This window comes from Fontibacillus phaseoli (assembly GCF_003337355.1).
GTDB classification, from domain to species: Bacteria; Bacillota; Bacilli; order Paenibacillales; family Paenibacillaceae; genus Fontibacillus; species Fontibacillus phaseoli.
The window spans coordinates 1,393,960-1,406,573 of the sequence record NZ_QPJW01000001.1; the positions used below are offsets into that span (position 1 = coordinate 1,393,960).

At 47.8% G+C, this 12,614-nt stretch carries 8 protein-coding genes; 1 reads left to right on the forward strand and 7 read right to left on the reverse strand.

Annotated features, from left to right (window positions below; all coding sequences use genetic code 11):
* Positions 1–29 precede the first annotated feature (29 nt).
* The 7 genes from DFP94_RS06880 to DFP94_RS06910 form a co-directional block, all read right to left on the reverse strand.
* A complete protein-coding gene (locus DFP94_RS06880) occupies positions 30–2,849 on the reverse strand; it encodes a glycoside hydrolase family 2 TIM barrel-domain containing protein (protein WP_425459232.1) in 2,820 nt (939 codons plus the stop codon).
* A 179-nt stretch (positions 2,850–3,028) separates the two neighbouring features.
* The gene (locus tag DFP94_RS06885) at positions 3,029–3,796 is read right to left on the reverse strand and encodes a class I SAM-dependent methyltransferase (RefSeq protein ID WP_114495624.1); all 768 of its coding nucleotides are present in this window, start codon (positions 3,794–3,796) and stop codon (positions 3,029–3,031) included.
* Positions 3,797–3,846: 50 nt separating this feature from the next.
* A complete protein-coding gene (locus tag DFP94_RS06890) occupies positions 3,847–4,755 on the reverse strand; it encodes an NAD(P)/FAD-dependent oxidoreductase (protein ID WP_114495625.1) in 909 nt (302 codons plus the stop codon).
* Between the two features lie 207 nt (positions 4,756–4,962).
* Positions 4,963–7,203, reverse strand: a complete 2,241-nt coding sequence (locus tag DFP94_RS06895; RefSeq protein WP_114495626.1) for an ATP-binding cassette domain-containing protein — start codon at positions 7,201–7,203, stop codon at positions 4,963–4,965.
* A gap of 235 nt (positions 7,204–7,438) precedes the next feature.
* Positions 7,439–8,863, reverse strand: a complete 1,425-nt coding sequence (gene araA / locus DFP94_RS06900) for an L-arabinose isomerase (RefSeq protein ID WP_114495627.1) — start codon at positions 8,861–8,863, stop codon at positions 7,439–7,441.
* Positions 8,864–8,894: 31 nt separating this feature from the next.
* Entirely contained in the window at positions 8,895–9,590 is a 696-nt protein-coding gene (locus DFP94_RS06905) for an L-ribulose-5-phosphate 4-epimerase (RefSeq protein ID WP_114495628.1), read from the reverse strand.
* Positions 9,591–9,606: 16 nt separating this feature from the next.
* Entirely contained in the window at positions 9,607–11,211 is a 1,605-nt protein-coding gene (locus tag DFP94_RS06910) for a xylulokinase (RefSeq protein ID WP_425459233.1), read from the reverse strand.
* A gap of 296 nt (positions 11,212–11,507) precedes the next feature.
* On the opposite strand from DFP94_RS06910, the gene DFP94_RS06915 reads away from it, so the two are divergent.
* Positions 11,508–12,593 (forward strand): GntR family transcriptional regulator, encoded by a 1,086-nt coding sequence (locus DFP94_RS06915; protein ID WP_114495630.1) that lies wholly within the window; start codon positions 11,508–11,510, stop codon positions 12,591–12,593.
* The last annotated feature ends 21 nt before the right edge of the window (positions 12,594–12,614 follow it).

Sequence of the window (12,614 nt, forward strand, 5' to 3'; positions counted from 1 at the left end):
TGTTTCTATGTTGGATAAAGGCGTCCCTCTTATCGGATCAATTCCTGAAGTTCAGCAACGCTTGCGTTATACTGCGGGTTGAATTCCCCGGAGGTCATATAACCGGCCAAGCCGGACAAGAATTGTCTTCCCTCCGGCGTTTCTCCCGCTTTGCTTGCATCCAGGGCGCAGACCAGCAGCTTTCCTTTGCCCACGTTGCACTCAAACAGGAAACCAAGCTTATGATTGCGCTCAAAATTGTCGATCGTCTGCACGATCGGGCCCCATTCACGGTCGGTTCCGTCCATGATAAGCGATTTCGAGTTCTGCACGATACTCCACCAAGGATAGGTGGAGTGTTCTTCGCACGGGAAATCGCGGAACACGGGATGGTCGTTGTCGATCAACAATCCCATGGTACCGACGGGCACCGGGCGGTTCATGCTTTCGGAGATGGACCGGAACATCGGATAGCACCAGAAATCCGTACAGTAGGTGCCTTCGATGGCGTTCTGAAGAGATTCCGGCTTCGGCATCAGCAACACGTTTTCACCTTGCTCCAGCAGCGCCAGCGCCTGATCGGAAAGTTCCTCGAATAAGAGGATTCCGGCTTCGGCAAGCCCGCTTCCGCTGCTCTCCGGATAAATCCACAGATCGTAGGACTTATGAATGTCCGTTCCTTCGATGCGGAGAGATAAGGACATTTTGGTCATCCGCTGAACCTTAGGAAGATCGATGTCAAGTTGGCAAATATCGATATAATTCGTAGATACAGGAATTTTCGCTTCGGCAGCGCCTTCCGCCAGCATCCCGCCGTCCGCGGAAAGCTCCCAACTCAGCACGAGATTGTCGGGGGCTCCTTGACGAAACCAGCTCAACTCGACAGCGGCGCTGAAGCGTTCTCCGGCGACATAGTTATACCTCGGGAATCTGGCCATCAGAACGGCATCGCTGCAGAACGTGCGCCATTCCTCCGGCGTAATCATTCCTTTCGAATCCATAAAAGCATCCAGGACGCCGACTAACGCGGTTCCTTGACCGCTGAAATCTTGCAGGTCCAGCAGCTGGAAGCCGGCAAGTCTGCGGGAGCGGAAAGCGGCTTCCAGCTCTTCCTTGTAGCAAGCAACGGCCAGTTGCCCCGAGCTTTCGAAGAATTTCCCGGCAAGATGGCCCAGCCCCTTGCTCTCCAGACGTTCGCGAAAGGTTTTGAAATTCTCCGCTTTGAGGGGTCCTTGATATTTACCGATCTCCTCAAAATTCGGAAAAGTCGCATATTGCCCGATCTCATGAGAGACCACCGGCATTTGCGGAATCCATTCTCCCGAAGACTCATCGGCCTCGACGGTTTTGGCTTCGGTGCCGTACTGGATCTGGATCGCTCCTCCTGCTTTCTCTGCCGAGCCTGCCGCTTTCCCGAAATTCGGAGGAACGATCTGGTCGTCATAATCCTTCATCGTGCTTGGATAGTCGGTTTGTACATGACCCTGCGGAGCATCGCACATCGCATAGGAGCCTCTGAACAACCGGTCCCGTGAAAAACGCACGCCGCAGAAGAAATCGTCATGCTCCAAAATTTCCGGCATGAACTGATGGTTATTGGAGCCTTGCGTGTACAAATGTCTGTCGTCGAAATCCTTGTATTCTTTCAGAATGGAATCGATCTTCGTTCTGCTCCCCCACAGCTCGTTGCCAAGCGACATCATCACGAAGGAAGGGTGATTGCCAAACGCCTGCAAAATCGCATAACCTTCGCTGATGAGATAGTCCTGCTCCGCTTGATTGTGCCCTTCATCGGTTTTTTCCGTAATCGTTCCCCAGAACGGCAGCTCCGGTTCCATGTAAATCCCGAGCATGTCTGCGGCGGTAAAGGCCGCTTCCGGCGGGCAGCAAGTGTGGAAACGGTAATGATTCATGCCGTAAGATTTTGAAATTCCAAGGATTCTAAGCCATTCTTCTACATCGGTAGGCGCATAACCGGTCAGCGGGAAGATCAGGCCGTCATGCTTGCCGCGAAGAAAGGTCTTCTCTCCATTAATGATAAACTTGTCGCCCGCCGCTTTGAATTCCCGAAGACCGAAGATCAACTCATGACGGTCGGCTTCTCCCGTTTCTCCGTCTTTCAAAATGACGCTTACGTTATAAAGGTTGGGCTTGAATTCGCTCCAAAGCAGCGTGTCAGCACCCAGCTCATAAACGACGGAAAACTCCCCTTCCGATACGGCGAATTCCCGCTCAGGAACCGAGTGTGAAGTCTCGCTGTTAAAGCTTTCGGCTGCCACGACAACCGTTCCTTCAGCCATACCTTCCATGGTACCGGTGATTCTGACCGACCGAGTGGCCAAGTCAGGATACAACCTGATGCCGCTCAGAGACGATTCTCCGAAAAACTGAAGCTCAATCCGGCCGGTAATGCCGTTCCAGTTGGTTTGCGTATCCGGGGAGGTTAAATGTCCTCCTTTTGTCGGATAACCTGTATTATCAACCCGCACGGTAATCGTGTGGTTACCTGCACTGAGCTTTCCTACCTCGTAAATATGGGCGGTATTCAAGCTGTCACGGTTGCCGATTTCTTGGCCATCCAGCCATACTGTCGTCATCCGGGTGCGTTCCAGATACAGCAAGCTCCGTTTTCCGGCAAGTTCATTCGGAATCGTGATCTCTTTACAATACCAGGCCGATCCTTCAAACAAGTATTCATCCGTCAGGGCGCCGATCAACGCATTTTCGTTTTTCGGTCCCTTTCGCGCGTACGACGTCGTGCCCGGCAGAGTGATAACATCTTGAAACGGCAGTTTCAGTCCCTGTTTTCTTTCATCCAATTGCAATTTCCATTCGCCTTCCAGGCTGATCTTTGTCTGCAAAAATATCACTCCTATTTGTAGTAAACGCTACATTCCTGCTGGGGGTGCATCATGACTCATCGTTACCTTCTCCCTGGGCATGGACGATTCCTGCTGAATCGTACATTTACATTTTCAGTTTTCTTCAGAGATCAGAACATATTTCACCCCATTAATCATGTAACGTCTGCTTCATTTTTGCAGGGCGATCAATTCTTGATGGCTAGGATACGCAATCGGCTTGTATCTATCATCCACTGACCTTCCAGTTCAAGCTGCGACTTTACGTTCGCTTCTATAGTGCGATAAATGGATTCTTTGTCGAAAGGGGTAACGTCCGAGAAAAAGTACTCAGCGAAACTGTCCAGCCAGTTCCTGATTCCTAAATTCCCCTTGAGCGGAGTGAGCTTGTCGAAGTGATAAGCCAACGTGACGCGAAAGCCGGTTTGCTCCAGCAGGCTGGCATATTCGCCAACCGTGGGATGATACCACGGGTTCCGTCCCTCCCATGCATAGCCATGCTCCTCAAGTGCCTGCTTCATGGCGGCAGTCAGTATCGCGAGATTGCCGTTTCCTGCGAATTCGGCCACGAATCGGCCGCCTGCCCGGAGGGCTAACCGGATGGAGCGGGACACTGCGGGAGCATCCTTGATCCAATGCAAAGCCGCATTCGAGAACACGGCGTCAAAATGTTCTTCAGATTTGTAATGACATACATCTTCCACCAGAAAATTCAGTTCGGGGTGTTTCAAGCGGGCTCGATTCACCATTTCTTCCGACAGGTCGATCCCCGTCGGTATTGCTCCTGCCGCCGCAATCGCGGCGGTCAGATCCCCGTTCCCGCATCCCACGTCCAGGATTCGCTCTCCCTTCTGGGGCTGTAGTAAGGATAAGAGCTCGACTCCCGGTCTGCCTGCCGGATCGGGTTTATTCTTGGATCCTCCCGAATCCAAGGGATGACCATCAAAACTGTGCATCACATCATCTCCCTTATAAATGGTTCAAATCTCCGCCTTGCTCCACCGCCCTATATCAATTGCCACTCCTCTTCCGTGAGGTCCGCAACCACAGCCACCGCGGCTTTACTCCCCGATGCTGCGGCATAAATTAATTGGGAAGGCATCACATAGGCGGAATCTCCCGCCGCGTACACGCCGGCTACCGTAGTTCTTCCCATCGCATCGGTTACGATCCCTCCTTCTTGCTCCGTTTGATAGCCTAACGCTTCATGAAACTTTGCATTGGGAACTAAAGTAGGAGCAATGAAGCCCCCGCTTCGTTCGAGTTGAGAACCATCGGAAAAATGCACCCTTTCCAGCAATCCGTTTTGCCCCGAAAATCCAGTAATTGGAGTTTCCATAATCACTATTCCCTTGGATGCGAACTGCAACCGCTGTTCTTCTGTCAAAATATCGTTTCCGTTCGTGCACACTACCAAGTCCGCACTCCAGTTATGCAGCAATTTCACCTTGTGAAATGCTTCCGGTGTTTCTGCTAGGACCACAAGTGATTGATCCCGCAACTCCCAGCCATCGCAAAAAGGACAATTGAACAGGCTTTTTCCGTAAAATTGTGAAATCCCCTTAATTTCGGGCAGCACTTCCTTCAGCCCGGCAGCCAATATTACCTTGCCGGCATGAACCGGCTCGCCCGAAGCCGTTTGAATAACGAATCCATGCTCGTTTTTTCGAATATCGGTTACCCGAACCTGCAAATGCTGCACCGAAGGATAACCAAGCACTTCCTCATAGGCAATCCGGCGAAACTCGGCCGGTTTAATTCCATCCCGCGTAATAAATCCGTGCGACGCGTGCGTTACCGCGTTCCGCGGCTGGCTGTCGTCAAACAAAGCAACGCTTTTTCTGGCCCTGCCCAGCACGAGTGCTGCGTTTAATCCGGCCGGACCGCCTCCGACAATGGCACAATCATATTTCATAAAAATACCCCTCCATTCCTCGTTTAGGTAGTTTACCTTACTAAAATTTTAAATAACAGACTTAATATATCCATGATAACTATGAATTAGCCGATCTGTCAAGAATCCCTTGTCCATGAAGCTTCTAAACCACTTCTCTGATGACCTTTTAGATTCGGTAGGTAAAAAAAGAGCTTGGACATTCTTGTCCTGGCTCTTTAAATGCATTCATATATACCGTGCGGTTACGGATCGCTCACAACCCAATATCCCCGCTGGGGGCCCTTCATATAAAATTTCGCCACCGCCGGTACCGCCATCCGGTCCCAAATCGATGATCCAATCGCTATGCCGGATCACGTCCAGATTATGCTCGATGACGATAACGGTATTGCCTTTTTCCACTAATTTATCGATGATGCGCAAAATATTGGAGACGTCCGACATATGCAATCCCGTCGTCGGTTCATCCAGAATATAGATGTTCCCTTTTTTCGTCAACTCCCTTGCCAGCTTTAATCTCTGGCACTCCCCACCGGACAACGTGTTCAGCGGCTGGCCTAACGAGAGGTAGCCGAGTCCCACGGTCTCCATGCTTTTCAGCTTGCCCCGAATGTCTTTCATTTCAAAGAAATCCAGAGCATCCTTCACGGACATCTCCATAATTTCAACAATATTCTTCCCTTTATAAAGGTACTGAAGCACATGCTGCTTGTAACGGCTGCCTCCGCATTCGCTGCAAACCACTTCCACTTTGTCCATAAATGACATATTAAGTTCTACATTTCCCGTTCCGCCGCAAGCTTCGCAGCCTCCCTCCGAATTGTAACTGAACAGTCCGGTATCCACCTGATTGGTCTCCGCAAAGACTTTGCGAATCGCGGTCATGATGTCGGAGTAAGTGGCCGGATTGGAACGGATATTGGCATGTACCGAGCTTTGATCGATCCGGATGGCTTCCGGAAAGTCTTTGGCAAAAACTTCATTGACGAGCGTACTTTTACCGGAGCCCGCCACTCCGGTCACTACCGTGAAGATCCCCTGGGGAACGCGAAGCCTGGCTTTTTTTAAATTATGAAGACTGCTTATGCTGCTCTCCAGAAAGTCCGACGCCGGACGAGGCATTGCCTTAATTTCCGTTTTACGCGACAAATACTTGCCTGTAAGGGTATCGGAAGACATTAAACCCTCGTAACTTCCGCTATACATAATGGTTCCGCCTGCTGCCCCAGCATGCGGTCCGACGTCAATAATATGGTCGGCAACTTGGATGACATCGGGATCATGTTCCACGACCAGTACGGTATTTCCCTTATCGCGCAGTTTGACCAACAATTCGTTCAATCGGTGCACATCCCGTGGATGCAAGCCGGTACTCGGTTCATCAAAAATATACATTAACCCGGTCAGGCTGCTGGACAAATGCTTCACCATTTTTACCCTTTGGGATTCCCCCCCGGATAAGCTCGTTGTTTCTCTTGTCAGGTTCATATAACTGAGCCCGATCTCGCAAAGATTGCTCAGGCGTTCTACAATACCGTCCACTATTGGTTTGGCCATCGGCTTGTCCAGCCTCGACAAGATTTCGATTAACTCATCCAGTTGTATGTCCGTAAGGTCATAGATGGAGAATCCTTCAATTTTTGAGGACAAAACTTGTTCATTATAGCGCTTGCCGTCGCAGACCGGGCATGTACAGGTAGTTGTATACTTATCCAGTTTTTTCGCCCCGACCTTGGTCGTTTCTTTTTCCGTTTTCACATTCAAGCGCATGAATTTTACGGACAGTCCTTCGTAGGTGGCATTAATACCGGTATCCATGTGGGTTACCACCACTTTTTGCTGGTCCGCATAAAGCAACTGTTCCAGTTCCTCTTTGCTGTAGTCTCTGATTTTTTTGTCGTTATCGAAGAACCCGGACTCGCCGTAGGTTTTCCATTGCCAAGTGCCTGGGGCGAAGCCGGACAATAAAATAGCCCCCTCATTTAGCGATTTCTCCCTATCCAGCGCCGCATCGACGTTCAAGGTAATGATTTTTCCGATCCCTTCGCATTTGGGGCACATCCCACTGGGATCATTAAATGAATAAGCATTGCTATATCCGAGATGGGGCACCGCAAAACGTGAAAACAACAGCCTTAAAAGAGAATTGATATCCGTTACCGTTCCTAACGTCGAGCGGGCATTTCCGCCCAGCCGCTTTTGATCCACCACAATCGCCGTGGACAAATTGCTTATATCGTCCGCTTCCGGCCTGCTGTAGCGAGGCAGAAAAGTCCGCACAAAACTGCTATAAGTTTCATTTAACTGGCGTCCGGCCTCCTGAGCAATCGTATCGAACACGATGGATGATTTTCCGGAACCGGATACCCCCGTAAAAATCGTAATTTTTCCTTTTGGAATTGTTAAATTAATATTTTTGAGGTTGTTCTCCCTTGCATTCCTGATTTCGATGAATTCCTGCGGCATGCTTATCATCTCCTTTAATGAAATTGTCTTTACATCAACGAGTGTCGATTTTTTGTTCGTTATCAGGAGATGAGTGTACCAGCAAGAGGCACCTGAACACAAGAGGGAACACTAAGAAGACTCAAAATTTGTGCAAAGCACATAGCTGATGGGCCCCTTGCGTTATAAAAAAAGAAGCCGCACAGATCGCGGCTTCTAATGTTTATTTCCTCGACTAAGGAAGTCACACGGATGATTACTTAATCACTACATAGTCCAAGTTAACAAGTTTAGCATAAGTAACAACTTGGTCCGTTGTTAAGTTTAATGAAAGAACGGTATGGTGACCGCCGCCATTTTCGATCCAAGCTTTAACCCCGTCTTGGAAGTTTGGCTTCACGTTCCAAAGTACACGGGCCACTGGAAGCTTCGGAGCCGGAACCGTTGGCTCAAATGCGGAGACTTCGTTAATCAACAGCTTATAATGCGTGCCAAAGTCAGCCATGGAAACAACCACACCGTCTCCTTTTTTGCCGTCAAATACTAAACGGGCTGGATCTTCTTTACCACCAATGCCTAATGGAGAAACGATAATTTTAGGTTTGTTGCTTGCCAAAGTAGGATCCACTTCAAGCATATGGGATTGAAGGATGGATTCTTGACCGGCTGTTAATTCGTAAGTGTAATCTTCCATAAAGCCGGTGTTTTGGTTATGACTCATGACTTTGAGCAAGCGATCTAGAGCTGCCGTCTTCCAATCCCCTTCCCCGGCAAAACCATATCCTTGGGCCATCAAGCGTTGAACGGCAAGCCCCGGAAGCTGTTTCATACCATGTAAATCTTCGAAATTCGAGGTGAAGGCATTGTATCCGCCTTGATCCAGGAAGCGTTTGATAGCGATTTCATAGCTTGCTTGTACTTTTACGCTAGCTTCCCAAGCTTCTTTACTATAAGTGCCGTATTCAAATTCATAAAGGGAGGCATACTCGGCAAACAAAGTATCGATTTCTTCTTCCTTCACTTCGTTCACGTATTGAACAAGATCCCCAATTCCAAAGTAGTCAACGGTCCATCCAAATTGGATTTGCGCTTCAACCTTATCGCCTTCGGTTACGCCAACGTTACGCATGTTGTCGCCAAAGCGAGCGACTTTGATATTGAAGCTTTCGTTATAGGCAACCGCTACGTCCATCCATTCAGCAATTTGCTTTTGTACTTCAGGGCGTTCCCAGTAGCCGACGACAATTTTGTTTTGTTTGTTCAAACGGGCATTAATAAAACCATATTCACGATCCCCATGAGCCGCTTGGTTAAGATTCATGAAGTCCATGTCGATCGTTGCCCAAGGAATGCTTTCATTGTATTGCGTTGCCAGATGAAGCAAAGGTTTTTGCAACAGCTTGGTTCCGCGGATCCACATTTTTGCGGGCGAGAACGTGTGCATCCAAGTGATGACGCCGGCAACTTCGTCACGATAGTTGACTTCTTTCATGATGCTGGTGATTTTCTCCGCGCTGACAGCCAAATCTTGCAATACCAGAGGATAAGGCAGAACTCCGCTATTATTTAAAGCATCTGTCATTTCTTGGGCATGGGCTTTAACTTCGGCTAATGCCTCTTCCCCATAAAGATGCTGAGACCCTACGACAAACCAAAATTGCTTTCCTGCAACTGTTGACATATTCATCCTCTTTTCTTAATTTTATGGTTTATCACTTTTGCCCATAGTAAGCATTTTTGCCATGCTTGCGTAAGTAATGTTTATCTAAAATGGGCTTCGGCAATTCCTCCGCAAAATGGTTTAACTCTCTTGCAAATAAATTCATTTTCGATACTTCTTCCAGGACAACACTATTCATTACCGCTGATTTTGCATCTTTTCCCCATGTGAAGGGTCCATGCCCCTTAAGCAAAACGCCTGGTACCGCCATAATATCAATGCCTCGTTGTTCAAAAGTTTCAATGATGACACGGCCTGTTTCCGCCTCGTAACCGCGATCCACTTCCGCTTGCGTCAAGAACCGCGCACAGGGTACGGAACCATAGAATGTATCGGCGTGCGTCGTTCCCATGACGGGAACATCAAGTCCTGCTTGAGCCCAGATGGTCGCCCAAGTGGAATGCGTGTGCACGATGCCTCCGATTTCGGAGTAATGCTTGTAAAGCACGGCGTGAGTCGGTGTATCGGAGGATGGCCGCATTTCTCCTTCAACCACAATGCCATCCAGATCAACAACGACCATATCGCTGGCCTTCATCGTCTCGTAGCTAACCCCGCTTGGTTTGATTACGAACAAACCGCTTTCACGGTCAATAGCGCTCACATTTCCCCACGTATATTTAATAAGTCCCTGCTTCGGCAATTCCAGATTGGCTTGAAAGACCTCTTCTTTAAGTTGTTCTAACATCTTGCTCCCTCCATTCTCACACTAAGTTGTCGACGGCCGATTGCTCAATCGCCAGACCTTTTTTGTATCGTTCGATAAAGATTTCGAATCCTTTCACGTCGATGGGATCAGGGTGAATTTCTTGTCCCTCGACATCCTTGAACACCTTGTGGTCGAGGAAGCTGTCCAAGCCTTCTTCATGAGCTTTATTCATCATATAAGAGGCCAAAATCGCCATCCCCCATGCGCCGCCTTCTCCAGCGGTTGACATCACGGATACAGGGACATTCATGGACGCTGCCATCATTTTTTGGCCGACGACCGGAGTCTTGAATAACCCACCGTGACCAAGGATGCTGTCAATAGCGACATTCTCTTCCTTCGTCAAAATATCCATACCGATTTTAAGCGCCCCGAATGCAGTGAACAAATGAACCCGCATAAAATTAGCCAGGTTGAATTTGCTCTCCGGCGAGCGAACAAATAGCGGACGACCTTGTTCCAATCCGGTAATATTCTCACCCGAGAAATAACCGTAGCTAAGCAACCCGCCGCCATCCGGATCCGCTTCCAATGCTTTGTTCAGCATGACGCTGTACAACTTCTCGGTATCTACCTTCTGTCCCACGGCATCCGAGAATTCGCGGAACAATCCGAGCCAGGCATTGATGTCGCTCGAACAGTTATTGGCATGTACCATACCAACCGGACTTCCATCCGGCGTAGTGACCATATCGATTTCCGGATAGACTTTTGACAGTTCCTTCTCGAGTACGATCATAGCAAAAACCGAAGTTCCTACGGAGACATTCCCGGTGCGTTTCTTCACGCTATTCGTAGCAACCATGCCTGTTCCGGCATCCCCTTCCGGAGGGCACAGCGGAATACCTGACTGCAGTTGGTTGGATGGATCCAAAATTTTAGCTCCCGCTTCCGAAAGCACTCCTGCTTGCTGACCCGCAACATACACCTTGGGAAACAGATCATCGAGCTTCCACGGATAACCTTTGCTTGCAACAAGTTCGTCAAACTGCTTGACCATGGATGCATGATAATTTCCCGTGGATTCGTCAATGGGGAACATGCCCGATGCATCCCCGACACCAATTGCTTTAGTGCCGCTCAGTAACCAATGAATATATCCCCCTAATGTCGTAACATACCGGATCCGAGGCACATGTTCTTCTTCATTTAATATGGCTTGATAAAGATGGGCAATGCTCCAGCGTTCAGGAATATTAAACTCAAACAGCTCCGTCAAAGCTTTCGCTGCCGCGCCTGTTGTTGCATTGCGCCAAGTCCGGAAAGGAACGAGCAATTCATCTTTGTCGTCAAAAGCCATATATCCATGCATCATGGCGGAAAAACCGATCGAACCGATGGTTTGGAGGGTGATTCCGTAATTGCGTTCAATGTCTTGCTTCATTTCGGAATAAGCTTTTTGCAGGCCTTTGATAATGTCCTCTAAACTGTACGTCCAAAAGCCGTCCTTCAACTGATTTTCCCATTCATAACTTCCGGAAGCGATTGATTGAAAGTTATGATCAATGAGTACTGCTTTAATACGCGTGGATCCGAATTCAATGCCAAGCGAAGTTTCTCCATTCACGACCGCTTGTTTCATGCTCTCTTGATTCGACATCACGTTGGTCACCTCTCTGACAGCGCTTTAATAAAAGTAAGGATAAAAATTTATAAGCTTCTTAATTAACAGTTTTAGTATATTTTTTGTACGTACATTTGTCAATGAAACGAATTATATATACATACAAATATAGATGGCTTCATCATTATCATTCTACACTTCAGGTGTTTATACTCCATTTATCTTTGTATAGCTCCCCTTTTTACTTTTTTCACAATCATGCTATAATTTGTACATACAAATTCAACAAATGAAGGAATAACTAAGCGAACATGTACGGAAGAAGGAGTTACATGAAACCAAAATACCAGGTCATCCTTGATGATATAAAAAGTAAAATCCTCTCGGGCGATTATAACGTCGGAGAACAAATTCCAACGGAGTCCGCCTTGCAGTCTTTGTACGAAGTAAGCAGACAGACGGTACGAAAAGCGATTTTGGAGCTATCCAACGAAGGATTTCTGCGCAGCGAAAAAGGATCCGGCACGTATGTCAGCAACCAATATCGAGCAAGATCCGGCGGGAGTACCCATAAGAAAACCATCGGAGTCATCACGACGTACATTTCCGACTACATCTTCCCCTCCATCATCCGGGGCATGGAAAGTAGAATGAATGAGGATAATTATTCACTACTATTGGCTAGTACCAATAATGATGTTGAGCAAGAAAAAAAAGCGTTGGAAATGATGTTGTCCTATGGCGTGGACGGTTTAATTATTGAACCTACGAAAAGCAATCTATACAATCCCAATATCGCTTACTACCTGTCGTTCAAGGAACAAGATATTCCATTCATTATGATCAATGCTTTTTATGAAGAAATTGAGGTGCCCTTTCTCTGTCTAGATGATGTGCAGTCCAGCTATTTGGCAACGAAAGAGTTGATTTTGAGCGGGCATACCCAAATTGGTCTAATTGCAAAAATGGATGACTTACAGGGGAAGTATCGTATGAAGGGGTATATCAAAGCGCTTGGAGAAGCCAAATTGCGATTTTATCCGGAACAAGTTTTTTCTTTTGACACGGAAACGAAACAGGCGCTTCCCACTAACTTGAAAGAGTTTTTGAATAAAAACAGAGATATGCTCACAGCACTTGTTTGCTACAACGACGAGGTGGGCCTAGAAGTGGTAAATGCTTGCAAACAGTTGGACATCTCTATTCCGGAGGAATTATCGATTATTGGTCAGGACAATTCCTATATCGCCCAAAATGCGAACATCAAACTAACCACGTTGACACACCCGCAAGAACAAATGGGACGTGATGCAGCGGATTGGGTCATTAAGAAATTACAAGGAAAGAAAGATCTGCCCAACAGCACCTATTATCAGCCAGTGTTAATTGAAGGTGAAACGGTAATAAAGAGATCGTAGTTTCGTCATTTCAGTGTTTTT

Coding starts and splice junctions, on each gene's coding strand:
- DFP94_RS06885 (WP_114495624.1), bottom strand. CDS start 3,796: ATGCACAGTTTTGATGGTCATCCCTTGGATTCGGGAGGATCCAAGAAT.
- DFP94_RS06890 (WP_114495625.1), bottom strand. CDS start 4,755: ATGAAATATGATTGTGCCATTGTCGGAGGCGGTCCGGCCGGATTAAAC.
- DFP94_RS06895 (WP_114495626.1), bottom strand. CDS start 7,203: ATGCCGCAGGAATTCATCGAAATCAGGAATGCAAGGGAGAACAACCTC.
- araA (WP_114495627.1), bottom strand. CDS start 8,863: ATGTCAACAGTTGCAGGAAAGCAATTTTGGTTTGTCGTAGGGTCTCAG.
- DFP94_RS06905 (WP_114495628.1), bottom strand. CDS start 9,590: ATGTTAGAACAACTTAAAGAAGAGGTCTTTCAAGCCAATCTGGAATTG.
- DFP94_RS06910 (WP_425459233.1), bottom strand. CDS start 11,211: ATGTCGAATCAAGAGAGCATGAAACAAGCGGTCGTGAATGGAGAAACT.
- DFP94_RS06915 (WP_114495630.1), top strand. CDS start 11,508: ATGAAACCAAAATACCAGGTCATCCTTGATGATATAAAAAGTAAAATC.